This window comes from Mycobacterium sp. UM_CSW, assembly GCF_000455205.1.
In the GTDB taxonomy this organism is placed as follows: Bacteria; Actinomycetota; Actinomycetes; order Mycobacteriales; family Mycobacteriaceae; genus Mycobacterium.
In genome coordinates this window covers 1-15,387 of record NZ_AUWQ01000101.1, presented here as the reverse complement: position 1 = coordinate 15,387, position 15,387 = coordinate 1, and the positions used below count along the sequence as shown (strand labels likewise).

Annotated in this window: 17 protein-coding genes and 2 pseudogenes; 13 read left to right on the top strand and 6 right to left on the bottom strand. The window is 69.1% G+C overall.

Going from position 1 to position 15,387, the window contains the following annotated elements; genetic code table 11:
• From N415_RS26335 to eccE, 7 genes and pseudogenes are all read left to right on the top strand, one after another.
• Positions 1-208 (top strand): annotated as a pseudogene (locus N415_RS26335) (PPE family protein); the annotation flags it as partial.
• A 51-nt stretch (positions 209-259) separates the two neighbouring features.
• Entirely contained in the window at positions 260-553 is a 294-nt protein-coding gene (gene esxG, locus N415_RS26330) for a type VII secretion system protein EsxG (protein WP_067158324.1), read from the top strand.
• Positions 554-584: 31 nt separating this feature from the next.
• Entirely contained in the window at positions 585-875 is a 291-nt protein-coding gene (locus tag N415_RS26325) for a WXG100 family type VII secretion target (RefSeq protein ID WP_067158326.1), read from the top strand.
• Between the two features lie 20 nt (positions 876-895).
• Positions 896-1,777: an ESX secretion-associated protein EspG gene (locus tag N415_RS26320; protein WP_068188011.1), complete on the top strand. Its 882-nt coding sequence runs from the start codon at positions 896-898 to the stop codon at positions 1,775-1,777.
• 54 nt (positions 1,778-1,831) lie between these two features.
• Positions 1,832-3,256, top strand: a complete 1,425-nt coding sequence (gene eccD, locus N415_RS26315) for a type VII secretion integral membrane protein EccD (RefSeq protein WP_068188009.1) — start codon at positions 1,832-1,834, stop codon at positions 3,254-3,256.
• The gene (mycP, locus tag N415_RS26310) at positions 3,253-4,641 is read left to right on the top strand and encodes a type VII secretion-associated serine protease mycosin (RefSeq protein ID WP_068188006.1); all 1,389 of its coding nucleotides are present in this window, start codon (positions 3,253-3,255) and stop codon (positions 4,639-4,641) included. The genes eccD and mycP overlap by 4 nt, the downstream gene beginning before the upstream one ends.
• Positions 4,638-5,636: a type VII secretion protein EccE gene (gene eccE, locus N415_RS26305; RefSeq protein ID WP_081665533.1), complete on the top strand. Its 999-nt coding sequence runs from the start codon at positions 4,638-4,640 to the stop codon at positions 5,634-5,636. Before mycP ends, eccE begins: the two co-directional genes overlap by 4 nt.
• A 72-nt stretch (positions 5,637-5,708) precedes the next feature.
• Here the strand turns inward: eccE and N415_RS26300 are convergent, their stop codons facing one another.
• The gene (locus tag N415_RS26300; RefSeq protein ID WP_239645709.1) at positions 5,709-6,902 is read right to left on the bottom strand and encodes an alpha/beta fold hydrolase; all 1,194 of its coding nucleotides are present in this window, start codon (positions 6,900-6,902) and stop codon (positions 5,709-5,711) included.
• 102 nt (positions 6,903-7,004) lie between these two features.
• On the opposite strand from N415_RS26300, the gene N415_RS26295 reads away from it, so the two are divergent.
• Complete coding sequence (locus N415_RS26295) at positions 7,005-7,787, top strand: trans-aconitate 2-methyltransferase (protein WP_068188004.1); 783 nt, start codon at positions 7,005-7,007, stop codon at positions 7,785-7,787.
• 6 nt (positions 7,788-7,793) lie between these two features.
• On the opposite strand, the gene N415_RS26290 is transcribed toward N415_RS26295, so the two are convergent.
• Both N415_RS26290 and bluB read right to left on the bottom strand, forming a co-directional pair.
• Positions 7,794-9,158, bottom strand: coding sequence for a sulfatase (locus tag N415_RS26290; RefSeq protein WP_068188002.1), 1,365 nt, complete (start codon positions 9,156-9,158; stop codon positions 7,794-7,796).
• Between the two features lie 72 nt (positions 9,159-9,230).
• Positions 9,231-9,896: a 5,6-dimethylbenzimidazole synthase gene (gene bluB / locus N415_RS26285; protein WP_068188016.1), complete on the bottom strand. Its 666-nt coding sequence runs from the start codon at positions 9,894-9,896 to the stop codon at positions 9,231-9,233.
• 31 nt (positions 9,897-9,927) lie between these two features.
• Here bluB and N415_RS26280 point away from each other — a divergent pair, with 31 nt between their 5' ends.
• The gene (locus tag N415_RS26280; RefSeq protein WP_068188001.1) at positions 9,928-10,212 is read left to right on the top strand and encodes a hypothetical protein; all 285 of its coding nucleotides are present in this window, start codon (positions 9,928-9,930) and stop codon (positions 10,210-10,212) included.
• Here N415_RS26280 and N415_RS26275 read toward each other — a convergent pair.
• Complete coding sequence (locus N415_RS26275) at positions 10,196-10,678, bottom strand: hypothetical protein (RefSeq protein ID WP_068188000.1); 483 nt, start codon at positions 10,676-10,678, stop codon at positions 10,196-10,198. The genes N415_RS26280 and N415_RS26275 overlap by 17 nt on opposite strands.
• Before the next feature lie 36 nt (positions 10,679-10,714).
• Between N415_RS26275 and N415_RS26270 the strand changes: the two genes are divergently transcribed.
• Both N415_RS26270 and N415_RS26265 read left to right on the top strand, forming a co-directional pair.
• Positions 10,715-11,341, top strand: a complete 627-nt coding sequence (locus tag N415_RS26270) for a phosphatase PAP2 family protein (protein ID WP_068187998.1) — start codon at positions 10,715-10,717, stop codon at positions 11,339-11,341.
• A 71-nt stretch (positions 11,342-11,412) separates the two neighbouring features.
• The gene (locus N415_RS26265) at positions 11,413-12,066 is read left to right on the top strand and encodes a L,D-transpeptidase (RefSeq protein WP_068187997.1); all 654 of its coding nucleotides are present in this window, start codon (positions 11,413-11,415) and stop codon (positions 12,064-12,066) included.
• Here the strand turns inward: N415_RS26265 and N415_RS26260 are convergent.
• Positions 12,056-12,550, bottom strand: coding sequence for a nuclear transport factor 2 family protein (locus tag N415_RS26260; RefSeq protein ID WP_068187994.1), 495 nt, complete (start codon positions 12,548-12,550; stop codon positions 12,056-12,058). The two genes, N415_RS26265 and N415_RS26260, sit on opposite strands and share 11 nt — an antisense overlap.
• Positions 12,551-12,677: 127 nt before the next feature.
• The gene (locus tag N415_RS26255; RefSeq protein WP_068187992.1) at positions 12,678-13,283 is read right to left on the bottom strand and encodes a TetR/AcrR family transcriptional regulator; all 606 of its coding nucleotides are present in this window, start codon (positions 13,281-13,283) and stop codon (positions 12,678-12,680) included.
• Between the two features lie 38 nt (positions 13,284-13,321).
• Between N415_RS26255 and N415_RS26250 the strand changes: the two genes are divergently transcribed.
• Positions 13,322-14,548 (top strand): hypothetical protein, encoded by a 1,227-nt coding sequence (locus N415_RS26250; RefSeq protein ID WP_068187990.1) that lies wholly within the window; start codon positions 13,322-13,324, stop codon positions 14,546-14,548.
• A gap of 155 nt (positions 14,549-14,703) precedes the next feature.
• A pseudogene (locus tag N415_RS26245) lies at positions 14,704-15,387 on the top strand (hypothetical protein); the annotation flags it as partial.

Genomic DNA, 15,387 nt, shown 5'->3' with positions numbered 1-15,387 from the left:
GCTGGTGTCGGCGGTGGCGTCCGGGAGCGGCGCCGGGAGGCTGGGATTCGCGGGCACCGCGCACAACGACCAGGCCGTGGGGGCGGCCGGGTTGACCGAGCTGGCCAACGACGAGTTCGGCGGCGGGCCGCGGGTGCCGATGGTGCCCGGCACCTGGGACCAGCAGGGCCCGGGTGAATCGGGGAGAGGGGGAGACGACGGTTCGTAACGAGACAGTGAGCAACCGAAATCCGAAGAGAGTGAAAGGAAACCAATCACCATGAGCATGCTGGACGCTCACATTCCGCAGCTGGTGGCCTCGCAGTCGGCGTTTTCCGCCAAGGCGGCGCTGATGCGCAGCACCATCAGCCAGGCCGAGCAGGAGGCGGTGTCGGCGCAGGCGTTCCACCAGGGCGAGTCCTCCGCGGCGTTCCAGGCCGCGCACGCCCGTTTCGTCGAGGCCGCGGCGCGGGTCAACACCCTGCTGGACATCGCCCAGGCCAATCTCGGCGACGCCGCGGGCACCTATGTGGCCGCCGACGCCGCCGCCGCTTCCGGCTACACGTCGATTTAATCCGAGATCTAAGACCGCGAAAGGACTTGTGATGTCACAGATCATGTACAACTACCCGGCGATGCTGAGCCACGCCGGGGACATGGCGGGCTACGCCGGCACCCTGCAGGGCCTGGGCGCCGACATCGCCAGCGAGCAGGCCGCGCTGTCCAACGCCTGGCAGGGCGACACCGGCATGACCTACCAGGTTTGGCAGGCCCAGTGGAACCAGGCCATGGAATCGTTGGTGCGCGCCTACCAGGCGATGGCGAGCACCCACGAGGCGAACACCCTGGCCATGTACGCCCGCGACACGGCCGAGGCCGCCAAGTGGGGCGGTTAACCAAAGGCCTAATGACGTAAATGGACGCAGCGCCGAATGCCGTCGAGCTGACGGTCGACCACGCGTGGTTCATCGCGGAAACCATTGGGGCGGGCACCTTCCCGTGGGTACTGGCGATCACCACGCCCTACCGCGACACCGCGGAACGCGCCGAGTTTTTCGAGCGGCAGCGTGCCGAGCTGACCGGTATGGGTCTGTTGACGCAGGACGGAGTCGTCACTCCGGCCGTCGCGGGCTGGATCAAGGCCGTCTGCTTCCCGGACCGGTGGCTCGACCTGCGCTACGTGGGACCCGCCAACGCCTCCGGCTCGAGTGAGCTGCTGCGCGGCGTGGTCGCGCAGCGCAGCGGTACAACGGCTAAAACGGTGGTCGCGTTGCGCAGCGCGCAGCTGGTCACGTTCACCGCGATGGACATCGACGACGCGCGAGGGCTGGTCCCGGTGCTCGGCGTCGGGCTCGCCCAGCGGCCGCCGGCGCGATTCGATGAGTTCAGCATGCCGATGCGCGTCGGGGCCCGGGCCGACGAGCGGCTGAGGTCGGGCGCCTCGCTGTCGGAAGTCGTTGAATACCTGGGAATCCCGGCGTCGGCACGGCCGGTGGTGGAGGCGGTCTTCTCCGGGCCGTGCAGCTACGTCGAGGTCGTCGCCGGCTGCCGCCGCGACGGGCAACACGCCACCACCGAGGTCGGCATGAGCATCGTCGACACCGCCGCCGGTCGCGTGCTGGTCAGCCCCTCCCGAGCGTTTGACGGCGAATGGGTCTCGACGTTCGCTCCCGGCAACCCGTTCGCGATCGCCGTCGCGATCGAACACCTGACCGCCCTGCTGCCGGAGGGCCAGTGGTTCCCCGGCAGGCGGCTGTCCCGAGATTTTTCCGCCGAACACCAACCAGCAACGAGATAGAGAAGAGAGAACCATGTCGCAGGAACGGCCGCAGCGTCTTTTGAGGGCCGCCAAATGACGTCCGGCACCGTGATGCCGATCGTCCGCGTCGCCATCCTCGCGGAGAGTCGGCTGACGGAGATGGCCCTCCCGACCGAGTTGCCGCTGCGCGAAATCCTGCCCGCGGTCAAGCGTTTGGCGGCTCCGGCCGCGTCGAATGGCGACGCGGACGACGGGTTGGACACCCTCGCGGCGGCCCACCTGAGCCTGGCGCCGATCGGCGGCGCGCCGTTCAGCCTCGACGCCAGCCTGGACACGGTCGGGGTGGTGGACGGTGACCTGTTGGCGCTGCAGCCGGTGCCCGCGGGCCCGGCGGCGCCGGGCATCGTCGAGGACATCGCCGACGCCGCGATGATTTTCTCGACCTCGCGTCGCAAGCCGTGGGGGACAACGCATATCCAGCGGGGCGCGCTGGCCGCGGCGATCGCCGTGGCCTTCCTGGCGACCGGCCTGGGTGTCACCTACCGGGTGGCCACCGGCGCGCTGTCCGGACTGGTCGCGGTCAGCGTAATCGCCGTCCTCACCGCGGTCGCGGGCCTGCTGATCACGGTGCGGTCCGCGCGCGCCGGAATGGCGCTGTCGGTCGCCGCCCTGGTGCCGATCGCCGCGGCCCTGGCGTTGGCGGTGCCAGGCAAGTTCGGGCCGTCGCAACTGATGCTGGCCGCGGCCGGGGTCGCCGCGTGGTCGCTGATCGCCCTGTTGGTCCCGGGCCCGGAGCGCGAGCGGATCGTCGGTTTCTTCACCGCGACCGCGGTGGTGGGGGCCGCCGTGGTGCTGGCCGCCGGCGCCGAATCAGTCTGGCATTTCCCGATATTGACCATCGGCTGTGGGCTGATCGTGGCGGCCCTGCTGGTCACCATCGAGGCCGCTCAGCTGTCCGCCCTGTGGGCACGCTTCCCGCTGCCGGTCATTCCGGCGCCGGGCGACCCCACCCCGTCGGCGCCGTCGTTGCGCGTCCTCGAGGACCTGCCGCGGCGGGTGCGGATCGGTGACGCGCACCAGAACGGATTCATCGCCGCCGCGGTGTTGCTCAGTGTCCTGGGTTCGGTGGCCATCGCGCTGCGCCCAGAGTCGTTGGGGGGCTTGGGCTGGTATGCGGTCGGAGCGACCGCCGCCACGTCCGTGCTGCGCGCCCGGGTCTGGGATTCGGCCGCCTGCAAGGCCTGGCTGCTCGCCCAGCCTTACCTCGCGGCCGGCGTGCTGTTGGTGCTCTACACCGCGACGGGGCGTTACGCTGCCGCGCTGGTTGCGTCACTGGTGCTGATCGCGTTGGCATCGGCGTGGGTGGTGGTGGCCTTGAACCCGCGCATCGCCTCGCCGGAGAGCTATTCGCTGCCGCTGCGCCGGCTGCTGGGTTTCCTCGCGGCCGGGCTCGACGCGTCGCTGATTCCGGTCCTCGCTTACCTGGTTGGCCTGTTCGCGTGGGTCCTCAATCGATGATCCGTTCCGGACTCGCTTGCATCACAGTCGCTTTGGCGGCCGTGATGTGGGCCTGCCCGCCGGCGTTGGCGATCGATCAGCCGACGGTCGACCCGGGCGTGGCACCGCCCAACGGAAGCCCGGGTCCCGGGCAGCCGATGGAGCAGCGCGGCCCGTGCGGGGTCTCCGGTGTCATTCCCGGCAGCGATCCGGCGGTGACGACGCCCAGCCAGGCGATGCTGAATCTTCCTGCGGCATGGCGGTTTTCCCGCGGCGACGGCCAACTGGTGGCGGTCATCGACACCGGGGTGCGGCCGGGTCCGCGCCTGCCCAACGTCGATCCCGGCGGCGACTACGTCGAGACGACCGACGGCCTGACCGACTGCGACGGGCACGGCACGCTGGTCGCCGGAATCATCGCCGGCCAACCCGGTGACGACGGGTTCTCCGGCGTGGCGCCCGCGGCGCGGCTGCTCTCGATCAGGATGACGTCGGCGAAGTTCTCGCCGCGCACACCGGGCGGCGATCCGATGCTGGCGCGGGCGTCGCTCGACATCGCAACCCTGGCGCGGGCCATAGTGCACGCGGCCGACCTCGGCGCCCGGGTGATCAACATCTCCGCGATCACCTGCCTTCCCGCCGACCGCCCCGTCGACCAGGCCGCGCTGGGCGCGGCGATCCGGTACGCGGCGGTGGACAAGGACGCGGTGATCGTGGCCGCCGCGGGCAACACCGGGGCGACCGGATCGGTCGGCGGCGGGATGTCTTGTGACTCCAACCCGCTCACCGACCTCGGCCGCCCGGACGACCCCCGCAACTGGGCCGGCGTCAAGTCGGTCTCGGTGCCGTCGTGGTGGCAGCCCTACGTGCTGTCCGCGGCGTCGCTGACCCCGGACGCACAGCCGTCGAAGTTCACCATGGCCGGCCCGTGGGTGGGCATCGCGGCGCCCGGCGAAAACATCGTGTCGGTCAGCAACCGCGACGGCGGGGGCCTGGCTAATGGCCTGCCCGACGACCACCAGCAGCTGGTGGCGCTGAGCGGCACCAGCTACGCGGCGGGCTACGTGTCGGGCGTCGCGGCGCTGGTGCGCAGCAAGTATCCCCAACTCAACGCGACACAGGTGGTGCGGCGCATCACCGCGACCGCGCACAACGGCGCCCGGGCGCCCTCGAACGTCGTCGGCGCCGGCAGCGTGGACCCGGTGGCCGCGCTTACGTGGGACCTGCCCGCCGGCAACCAACCCGGTGTGGCGGCGGCGAAACCCGTTGCCGCCCCGCCCGCACCGGCGCCGGAGAACACCACCCCGCGGACCGTGGCGTTCGTCGGAAGCGCAGTGCTGGCTTTGGTGGTCGCGGCCGTCGCCGCAATCACCGCGATCGTCCGTAAGAAGGAGAGCACCCCGTGAGCCGTTCGATACCGACCCCCGGCGCCGGCCGGATCACGCTGGCGCTGCTGGCCGTGGTGCCCGCGGTGCTGGCGTACCCGTGGCGGTCGCCGCGCGACTACTGGGTCCTCGGCATCGCCGCGGCCGTGGTGATCCTGCTGTTCGGCTGGTGGCGCGGGTTGCACTTCACCACGATCCTGCGCCGGCGGATTGCGATCATCCGCCGCAATGGCGGGACCGTGCCCGAATCCGATTCTGCCACAACGGCAACCGCGCTACTACGGCTCGGGCCGCCCGTCGGCGATTCGGACGTGTTCCCGCTGCCGCTCCTCGCCCGATACCTCGACCGCTACGGCATCCGGGCCGACAAGATCCGGATCACCAACCGCGGCAACGCATCCGACCCGTCCAAGCTCGAAACCTGGATCGCGATCACGATCTCGGCGGCCGACAACCTGGCGGCGCTGCAGGCGCGGTCGTCGCGGATCCCGCTGCACGAGACGGCCCAGGTGGCCGCGCGGCGACTGGCCGACCACCTCCGCGAGATCGGCTGGGACGCCGGCATCGTTGCGCCCGACGACGCCCCGCGGCTGCTGGTGCCGAACGCGCGCGAGACGTGGCGGGGAGTCCAACGCGGCGCCTCGGATTTCGTTGCGGCATACCGGGTCCGCGTCGACGGCGGGTTGCCCGAAACGCCGGAGGCGATCCGGACGCACCCGACCCGCGAGACCTGGACCGCGCTGGAGATCGCCGGCGATGCAAGCCACCACACCGTCGCGGCCGCGTGCGCGTTTGTGACCGACACGCCCCCGGCGGCCGCGGCCCCGCTGGCCGGGCTGATCCCGCAACGCGGGGATCACCTCCCGGCGCTGACGGCGCTGGAGCTGCTGTCGACGCGACGGCTTGACGGGCACACCGAGGAACCGGCGGGCCTGCTGGCCGAACTGGTCTGCCCCACCCCGGAGGCCGGCGCGCACCGGGCGCCGCTGACGGAAACCGTCGTCACGAGTCGTTAGTTCTCGAAATCGACGGTGGCGCGAAGAAGTGCGAGTGCGCTACCCGCTGCCGTCGATTTCGGCGTCGAACCGTCAGAACATGACCCCGCGCAGGAATTGGGTCATCCGGCGCAGGTAGTCCAGCTGGCTGACATGCAGGACGTGGCTGCCGGGAAACCAGTGCAGCGCACAGCGATTCCAGTGCTCCCACAGCGCGACGGCCTGATCCGGCGGCGCCATCCGGTCGCCGGGGCCGGTGATGATCATCCGGCGTTCCTTATCGATCAGCGGCCGGTAATTGAGCGGCGAGTGGTAGGACAGCCCGGCGATCAACTCGGCACGGCTGATCTTCGACATCCGCAGCCCCACGCCCATCAGCTTGTTGGCGGGAAACCACTCGTCGAACATCGTCGCCGGCGTCACCACGGGGCAGTTGGGGATCACCGCCTCGACCCGGTCGTCCACCGACGCCACCAACGCGGAGGTATAGCCGCCGAGCGATATGCCGGTCAGCGCGATGCGTTCGACGCCGGTGTGCCGCAGGTAGTCGATGATGGACCGAAAGTCGTGCACGGCCTGTGCCATCGCCTCGGCGAAACCGCAGAGCCCGCCCGCGAAATAGCCGAAACCGCTGAACGGCGAATACCTTTCGGCGCGCGGGCCGTGGAACGGCAGGGTGTACATCAGGACGTCGTAGCCGGAGCGGTAATACCACGGCAGTGTGAAGAACCGGCCGTTGGCCAGGTAGGACGACCCCATGAAGCCGTGTATGACGCACAGCGTCGGGTGCGGCCCGTCGGCATGTCGCCAGTGCTGCGCGTGCACGATGTTGTTCGATCCAAACGCGCTCCAGCGTGTGCGCATATCCGGGTTGATCGCCCGGAAGCTGCTCGGGAACGAGATGTTCTCGACCGTCCCGTGCGCAATCCACTCCGCCAGCCGATTCGCCGGCCGCGACGACACCCGGGGCGGCTCGGTGGGCACCGGAAACGACTTCGCCGGATCGTGCTCGGCGCCGAGCTCGGCGTAGAAGCGCAGGCTGTCGCGTTCGCTGCCGGAGCGCACCGAGTTGGCGAGCACCGCCGGCGTGACGGTGGTCGTCAACACCGACGCGACCGCGGTGCGCAGCGCGAGATCGGAGACGGCGGCCGCCTCGACGACCATTCGCTGACGGGGCGACAACGCGGAGCGCGGCGGCAATCCCGCAGCGCCGGCGGGCACGTCGGCGCCGGGAACATCCGGTACCGGAACCGGAGGAGTGACCGGATCCGGGTCGGTCGGTGTCACAGACGCGATGCTATCGCCCACTCGGTCGCTGCCGCGGCGGCATGCGGTAATACGGTTTACCTATCAGCTCGAGCCGCGATGGTGTTGATCAGGAGGACCGATATGTGGGATCCCGACGTCTACCTGGCCTTTGCTGACCATCGCAGCCGCCCGTTCTACGACCTGCTGTCGCGCGTGGGCGCCAAGCAGGCGCGCCGGGTGGTCGACCTGGGCTGCGGCCCCGGCCACCTGACCAAATACCTGGCACGGCGCTGGCCCGAGGCGGCGATCGAGGCGGTGGACAGCTCGCCGGAGATGGTCGCCGCGGCCAAGGAACGCGGCATCGACGCCGTCGTCGGCGACTTGCGGGACTGGAAGCCCAAGCCCGACACCGACGTGGTGGTGTGCAACGCCGCCTTGCACTGGGTGCCCGAGCACGCCGATCTGCTGGTGCGGTGGGCCGGCGAGTTGGCGCCGGGCTCGTGGATCGGCGTCCAGATCCCTGGCAACTTCGAAACCCCCTCGCACGCCACGGTGCGGGCGCTGGCCCGTCGCGAGCCGTATGCAAAACTCATGCGCGACATACCATTTCGCGTCGGAGCGGTGGTTCAGCCGCCGATGACCTACACGAACCTGCTGCTGGACGCCGGATGCAAGGTCGACGTCTGGGAGAGCACCTACCTGCACCAGTTGACGGGTGAGCACCCGGTGCTGGAATGGATAACCGGAACGGCGCTGGTCCCGGTGCGCGAGCGGCTCGACGACGAGGGCTGGGAACAGTTCCGCCGGGAACTCATCCCGCTGCTGGACGACGCGTACCCGCCCCGGGCCGACGGCACGACGATCTTCCCGTTCCGCCGGGTGTTCATCGTCGCCGAGGTCGGCGGCGGCCAGCGCTCCGGGTAGCCCCCACTACTCCTCGATGCCGCGGTCGACGGCGATCGCCGACCGGCTGGTGGGCTTCATGTGGTGGATCCGCAGATAGGTTTCGGTGTAGCGCACCGCGATGCGCACGCCGGCGAACTCCGACGGTATGACGTCGCCGGTGCGCTGACGCCAATCATGTAGGCGCACAGCCAGATCCGCGGCGACAGCGTCGACGTCGGGGTCTTCGGTCGCCAGCAGGTTGTGGGTCTCTGCGGGATCGGTTCGCAGGTCGTAGAGTTCGCGCTCCGGGCGCGGGCCGGCGATGAACGGCGCGACCGCGTGTCCCGACGGGCTGTCCTCGATGTCCAACGGCAGGTCGAGCAGCGGGCGGGACGCGTAGTTCTCGATGTAGCTGTATTCCTTGGTGCGGATGGCGCGAATGGGGTCGAACGAGTCGTGATAGGTCTTCATGGAGAACACCTGCTCGCGGACCGGTTCGGCGTGCGGCTCCGGCGCGAGCAGCGCACCGGCGTGGGACGCGCCCTCGACGTCGGCCGGCACGCGCAGGCCCAGCAGCTCCAGCAGCGTCGGCACGAAATCGACGCCGCTGAAGAGTTCGTCATAAACGCGCGGCGCCACGGCGCGGCTCGTGGGGGGCCGGACGATCATTCCGATGCCGGTTCCGGCGTCGTACAGCGTGGATTTCGCCCGCGGGAACGCCGGGCCGTGATCGGTGAAGAACACCACCCAGGTGTTGGCGTCCAGCCCCGTCTGGGACAGCGTGTCCAGCAACCGGCCGACGGCGGCGTCGGCGGCGGCGATCGCGCCGTAGAAGTCGGCGACGTCGCCGCGGACCTCGGGGGTGTCCGGGAGGAAGTCCGGGGGATCGACCTCCGCCGCGTCGGCCGGCTCGTAGCGGTCCCGCGGGTAGGGCCGGTGGGTTTCGAAGAACCCGGCGGTCAACAGGAACGGTTGGCCCGCGAGGTTTTCGGCGCTGTCCTGCAGCCACTCCTGGGCGCGGTCCACCACGTAGTCGCAATAGGAGTTGGACACGTCGAACTCGTCGAAGCCGAGGCGTTTCGGGTAGGACGTCTCGTGTTGCATGCCGAAAAGTGCCGAGTACCAACCGGACTCGGACAATATCTGGGGCAGGGTCCGTACGCCGCTGCGGTATTCCCAGCCGTGGTGGGCCAGGCCGACCAGGCCGTTGCTTTGCGGGTAGCGGCCGGTGAACAGCGACCCGCGCGACGGCGAGCACAGCGGCGCCGTGGCGTGGGCCCGGGTGAACAGAATGCCCTCGGCGGCAAGCCGGTCCAGCCGCGGGCTGGACACATCCGGGTGACCGTAAGCGCCGAGATATCGCCCCAGGTCGTGCCAGTGCACGATCAGCACGTTCTCTTTAGCTGTCATGTGGCGACTTTGCCCGTCATTGCCTCACCTCGACCGGCGACGATACCGCAGCCACCAGGTTGTCGCCGGGCGTTACGATCGGCGCGATTCCCAGCGGTTCTCGGAGACGAACTCCGGCAGCGGCCGCCCGTAGGCCCACCCGTCGAGCTCCAGCGCCGGCCGGTCCGGAAACTCCGGCACCGGTCCCACACACAGGATGGCCACCGGCTCGGCGTCGTCGGGCATCGCCAGCAGCTCCGCGAGTCGTCGCGGGTCGAACAGGGAAACCCAACCCACGCCAAGGCCTTCGGCGCGCGCGGCCAGCCACAGGTTCTGGATCGCGCAGGACACCGACGCGAGGTCCATCTGCGGCAGCGTCCGGCGGCCGAACACGTGCCGGTCGCGGTCGTCGCCCAGCGCCACCACGAAGAGCTCGGCGCACTCGAGGATGCCCTCGACCTTCAGCGCCAGGAATTCCTCGGACCGCTCCCCCAGGGCGGCGGCGGTGCGCGGCCGTTCCTCGTCGACGAGGGCGTGAATGCGTCGCCGCAGCGCGTCGTCGGTGATGCGGATGAACCGCCACGGCTGCATCAGCCCGACGCTGGGCGCGGCGTGCGCGGCCTGCAGCAATCGCCCCAGCACCTCCTCGCTCACGACGGCGCCCGGTGAGAACCGGCGCATGTCGCGTCGCTCGGAGATCACCCGATACACGGCGCGCCGCTCCTCGGGGCTGAACGCCTGATCGGTCACGCCAGCCATCGTAGGGAAAACCGGGTTAGCGTAGTGGTCCATGAAGTTTTCCGACGTGCTGGATCAGTTGTCCGACGACGGCGCCGACGGGCGCGTCTACGGCGAACCGTACGAGACCGCCGATGGGACCACGGTGATCCCCGTTGCCAAGCCGCTCGGCGTGTTCGTCGTGCACGGGGGCGAGGCATCGTGGGTGCCCGCGGTCGATCAGAACCGGATCGCGTTGATCGGCGTGCTCACCGGCCTGTTGGCGGCGGTGATCGCCAGCCTGGCGGTGCTGCGCCAGCCGCCCTGGCCGAAGATGACGTTCACGGACTATAGGTGACGCCGACCGCCCGGAAGACGTACTCGGGCGGCATGTCGAAGGCAAGCGACCGTCGCGGCAGGCCGGCCAAAACGTCGTCCGCCAGGGCCACCTTGTAGTGCAGCGACAGGTGGCCGCTGAAGTTCTGGTCAACCTCGCTGACGTCGACGTCGACCTGCACCCCGGTTGACGAGATCTCGACCTTGGCAGCGCCGGCCTGCGGCGCGTCCCAGCGCGCGTCGACGGTCGGCCCGGCCAGCTTGGGCAGCATGGACAACGTCGCCAGCACCCGCTCCGAGGTGAACGCCAGCGAGCCGACGTAACTGGCGACGCTGTGCGGCAGCCGCACGCCGGGGATGATGCCGCTGAACCGCCGGGTCACCGCGACGTAATCGGCGAGGTAGATCAGGCCCTCCGCCTCGACCTGGGCGTGCAGATCGGCGGGTAACTTGCCGATGCCGAACAACCTGCGGACGAAGACCGCCATGAATGCCAGTATGACCGCCCTGGTATCGGTGGAGTGATGACCCGCCCCCGGACCGCCCCGGCCGCGTGGGTCGCGGTGGTGGCCGTCTCGGTCTACGCGGCGATGTGGGTGGGCTACTGCCAGCACTGGGGTTGGTTGCTTCGCGCCGACTGGTCGATGCTCGACGCCGCGCGCGAGGTCGCGGTCAAGCACCCGGCGTGGGTGCGCTTCTGGGAGGTCGTGTCGTTCGTGCTGGGCCCGGTCCCGTTGCGGGTGCTGGGAGCGGTGGCCGCGGTCGTCGCGCTGGCGCGGCGCGAGGTGCGGGCGGCGCTGGTGCTGCTGGCGTGCGCGCCGCTGAGCGGCCTGGTGACGACGGCGGCCAAGGCTTTGGTGAACCGGCCGCGCCCGGCGACCATGCTGGTGCCGGCAGCGTCGTCGTCGTTCCCCTCGGGGCACGCGCTCGAGGCGACGTCGGCGTTGCTCGCCCTGCTGGCGTTCGTGCTGCCGATGATCGGCCGCGCGGCAAGGCGCGCTGCGATCGCGCTGACGGCGCTGAGCCTGCTGTTGGTCGGGATTGCCCGGGTCGCGCTGAATGTGCATTACCCGTCCGACGTGCTGGCCGGGTGGTCGCTCGGATACCTCTATTTCCTTTTGTGCCTGTGGGTGTTTCGGCCCGGTTGGTAACACCGTAGTGACACAATCGGGTCTAAAGCTTTACTTGACCCCGGGGTTCGCGTCGCCGGACCATTGAATCCATGCGCCGACTGCTCGCTTCGCTGTGCGCTGCGGTGTGCCTGATGGTCGCGGCGCTGGTGCTGGCGCCGGTGAGCGGTGCGGCCACTCCCTGGTTCGCGAACTCCGTCGGCAACGCCACGCAGGTGGTTTCGGTCGTCAGCACCGGCGGGTCGAACGCGAAAATGGATATCTACCAACGCACCGCCAGCGGTTGGCAGGCGCTGGTGACCGGCATCCCCACCCACGTCGGCTCCGCGGGCATGGCACCGCAGGCCCGCAGCGGGGTGCCGGCCACCCCGATGGGCGTGTACACCCTCGACTCCGCCTTCGGCACGGCGCCCAATCCCGGTGGGGGACTTCCATATACGCAAGTCGGGCCGAACCATTGGTGGAGCGGCGACGACCACAGCCCCACCTTCAACAGCATGCAGGTCTGCCAGAAGTCGCAGTGCCCGTTCAACACGGCCGACAGCGAGAACCTGCAGATCCCGCAGTACAAGCACGCGGTCGTGATGGGCGTCAACAAGAACAAGACCCCCGGCGGCGGTGCCGCGTTCTTCTTTCACACCACTGACGGCGGGCCCACCGAGGGGTGCGTGGCGATCGACGACGCCACGCTGGTGCAGATCATCCGCTGGCTGAAGCCCGGTGCGGTGATCGCGATTACGAAGTAGCCAGCGCGCGGCCGGGCTTGATCTTGAAGTCCAAGCCCGCCAACGACATTGTGGCGTCGTAGGTCCTGTCGTAACCGGTTCCGCTGATCTTCCAGCCGGCGTCGGTGCGCCGGTAGGTGTCGCGGTAGAAGGCCGCGCCGATCAGCATGAAGTTGAGGTCGGCCACGATGACCCGGTCCTGCAGATACCAGCTGCCCGTTGCGGTGTCGCCGTCCACGGTGATGTCGGGGTGGGTCACCCGGTGCTCGGTGATGACGTTGAGTGGGAGCGAGGTGCGCATGTACTCCACCAGGTCGGCACGGTTGGTGAAGTGCAGCTCGTTGCCGATCGACGGGCCGTAGTCGGCCGTGATGTCCTCGGCCAGGGTCTCGGCGAAGTCGTCCCAATGCTTGGTGTCCAGCGCGCGCAGGTAGCGGTATTTCACCTGCTTGATGGCTTCGATGTCGGCGAACTCTTGAGGGGTCATCCCGACATTGCAGCACACGGTGATAGGCCGGCTGCGGTCGGACGGCTTGGTTGGTTTTTCGTCGAGACTTAATCCTCTGCGAGCTGCGGCGGCGTGTCGTGTGCGTGGTGTAAGTGTCGCGGCACCAGCGCGGCCCGCGTCGCCGTCATTGCAGCGCGCGGGTGGCCATTTCGATCAGCGCGCGTCGTTCCAGGCTCCAGTCGATGGCGGTCCCGGTGATCATCTGCGCCAGCACCACACCCCGCAGGGTGGCCCAAATGACCTCGGCCACACCGGCATTGGCTGGGTCGTCGGTGATCAGCCGGCCGAGCTGGCCGATCGCGGCGTTCATCTCCATCAGGTGGCGCCGCGAAGACCCGCCCCGGGTGGCGCGCAGGATTTCGAAGGCGGCCATCGACGTCGGGCTGCTGTAACAGCTCCACGCGGTGTCGATGACGACCTCGATGCGCTCGCGCAACGGAAGCTCGCTGACGTCGGCCGCGGACAGGCTGTCGACCAGCCTGGCCACGCCGTCGTCTACGACGGCCATCAGCAGGCCGTTGCGGTCCCCGAAGTGATATTGGATGACCCCCCACGTCACGCCGGCGCGCTCGGCCACGTGCTTGGCGGTCGCGGCGGCGAACCCTTCCTCCATGATGCAGCGCACCGTCTCGTCGATGATCTTGGTGCGCGTGTCGTCGCCGCGCTTGCGGGGCGCGCTGGTGCGGCGGGTGGGCGCAATGGACCTGGAAGACGGCCTGGAAGAAGGCATTGTTGACTTTATAACATAAAGCCGTCTATTTTTGGGCGGTGACCGGATCCCGATACGCGCGGTTGTCCCGCCAGGAGCTGTCGGTCCTGGTTCCCGAACTGCTCTTGATCGGTCACATGATCGACCGCTCCGGCATGGCGTGGTGCATCACGGAGTTCGGCCGCGAGGAGATGGTGCAGATCGCCATCGAGGAGTGGGCGGGCGCCAGCCCGATCTACACCAAGCGCATGCAGCGGGCGCTGAATTACGAGGGCGACGACGTGCCCACCATCTTCAAGGGCCTGCAGCTCGACATCGGCGCGCCGCCGCAATTCATGGACTTCCGCTACACGATTCACGACCGCTGGCACGGGGAGTTCCAGCTCGACCACTGCGGCGCGTTGCTCGACGTGGAGCCGATGGGCGACGAGTACGTCTTCGGGATGTGCCACACCATCGAGGACCCGACGTTCGACGCCACCGCCGTGGCGACCAACGCGCGTGCGCAGATGCGCCCCATCCACCGGCCGCCACGGGTGCCGGCGGACCGGCATCCGCACTGCGCGTGGACCGTCATCATCGACGAGTCCCACCCCGAGGCGCAGAGCATCCCGGCGCTTGAGGTCATCCGCCAAACGCGCGCCGCCACTTGGGAATTGGACCCGATCGACGGCTCCGACGAGGGCGAGGCGGATTACTCCGGGCCGTTGCTGTCCGATTTCGACTTCGCCGCGTTCTCGCGCTCGGCGCTGGTCCGCATGGCCGACGAGGTGTGCCTGCAGATGCACCTGCTGTACCTGTCGTTCGCCCTCGCGGTGCGGGCGCGCGCCGCGAACGACGCCCAGGCGGTCGACGTGTGCACCCGCGGCCTGACCGGCCTGGCCGGGCTGGCATCCGAGCGCATCCACCGCGCGTTGCAATTGCCCGGCGGGATCGAGGGAACAAGACAGGTGCTCGAGCTGCACCCGCTGCTCAACCCCGCGGGCTACGTCATCGCGGAAACGGCGCAGAACCGGCTGCTTGTGCACCGGTCGCCGGCGCACGACGACGGCGCCTGGATTTCGCTGTGCTCACCGGAATCCGTGCAGCCGCTGCAGGCGATCGCCACCGCGGTCGACCCCCATCTCGAGGTACGGGTCAGCGGCACCACGACCGACTGGACCGCCGAGCTGGTCGAAACCGACACCGCGGCAAAGGAACTGCCGGAGGTGCAGGTGGCCAAGGTCAGTCGCGGATCGACATTCCAGTTCGAGCCGAGGCGTTCGCTGCCGCTCACTGTGATCTGAGCACCCGCCCTCTGTCAAGGGAGTCGTCGATACCGTTTCGGTGACGACACGGCATCGACCGGATACCAATGAGGTTGTGGCCGGGCGGAATACAGTGCGTGCGCGGCTATGGTTAACGCTGGCCACCGACCTCTATAGACGAAAGTTCTCGCTCTATGTACGACCCAGTGGGGTTGTCGATCGGGACCGCGAACCTGGTCGCTGCGCGAAACGGAAGTTCGCCGGTTGCACGCCGTGCGGTGCTGACGCTTTATCCGCACTGCGCGCCGAAAATCGGCCTACCCGTGGAAAACACAGAGAACCCGGCATTGTCCGAGCCTGGGGTGCTCATGCGGGGCTTCGTGGAGCGCGTCGGCGACTCGGTTGCGCTGGTGTCGCCCGACGGGTCCGCTCACGACCCGGACCTGCTCATGGTGGAGGCGCTGGACGCCATGGTGGCCGCCGCCGGCGCGGACTCCGGCGCGTCCGAGATCTCCATCGCCGTCCCGGCGTATTGGAAACCCGGCACGGTGCAGGCGCTGCGCAACGGTCTACGAACGCATTTGGGCTTCGTCCGAAGCGGCATGGCGCCCCGCCTGGTCTCCGACGCGATCGCGGCGCTGACGGCGGCGAACGCGGAGCTGTGCCTCGCGGCGACGGGCGTGGTCGGCCTGCTGGATTTCGGTGGCGGCGGCACCTCGGCCACCCTGATCAGCCTCGCCGGCGACTTCGAACTCCTCACACCGACAATGCGTTACACCGCCTTCTCCGGCGAAGAAATCGACCAGGCGTTGTTGCTCAAGGTCTTCGAGGAACTCGGACACGGCAGCGGGATGGACCCGGCCAGCACGGCCGCGGTC

Excerpts from the sequence above, each read along its gene's own strand:
- esxG (WP_067158324.1), top strand. The coding sequence starts at position 260 with ATGAGCATGCTGGACGCTCACATTCCGCAGCTGGTGGCCTCGCAGTCG.
- N415_RS26325 (WP_067158326.1), top strand. The coding sequence starts at position 585 with ATGTCACAGATCATGTACAACTACCCGGCGATGCTGAGCCACGCCGGG.
- N415_RS26320 (WP_068188011.1), top strand. The coding sequence starts at position 896 with ATGGACGCAGCGCCGAATGCCGTCGAGCTGACGGTCGACCACGCGTGG.
- eccD (WP_068188009.1), top strand. The coding sequence starts at position 1,832 with ATGACGTCCGGCACCGTGATGCCGATCGTCCGCGTCGCCATCCTCGCG.
- mycP (WP_068188006.1), top strand. The coding sequence starts at position 3,253 with ATGATCCGTTCCGGACTCGCTTGCATCACAGTCGCTTTGGCGGCCGTG.
- N415_RS26295 (WP_068188004.1), top strand. The coding sequence starts at position 7,005 with ATGTGGGATCCCGACGTCTACCTGGCCTTTGCTGACCATCGCAGCCGC.
- N415_RS26290 (WP_068188002.1), bottom strand. The coding sequence starts at position 9,158 with ATGACAGCTAAAGAGAACGTGCTGATCGTGCACTGGCACGACCTGGGG.
- bluB (WP_068188016.1), bottom strand. The coding sequence starts at position 9,896 with ATGGCTGGCGTGACCGATCAGGCGTTCAGCCCCGAGGAGCGGCGCGCC.
- N415_RS26280 (WP_068188001.1), top strand. The coding sequence starts at position 9,928 with ATGAAGTTTTCCGACGTGCTGGATCAGTTGTCCGACGACGGCGCCGAC.
- N415_RS26275 (WP_068188000.1), bottom strand. The coding sequence starts at position 10,678 with ATGGCGGTCTTCGTCCGCAGGTTGTTCGGCATCGGCAAGTTACCCGCC.
- N415_RS26270 (WP_068187998.1), top strand. The coding sequence starts at position 10,715 with ATGACCCGCCCCCGGACCGCCCCGGCCGCGTGGGTCGCGGTGGTGGCC.
- N415_RS26265 (WP_068187997.1), top strand. The coding sequence starts at position 11,413 with ATGCGCCGACTGCTCGCTTCGCTGTGCGCTGCGGTGTGCCTGATGGTC.
- N415_RS26255 (WP_068187992.1), bottom strand. The coding sequence starts at position 13,283 with ATGCCTTCTTCCAGGCCGTCTTCCAGGTCCATTGCGCCCACCCGCCGC.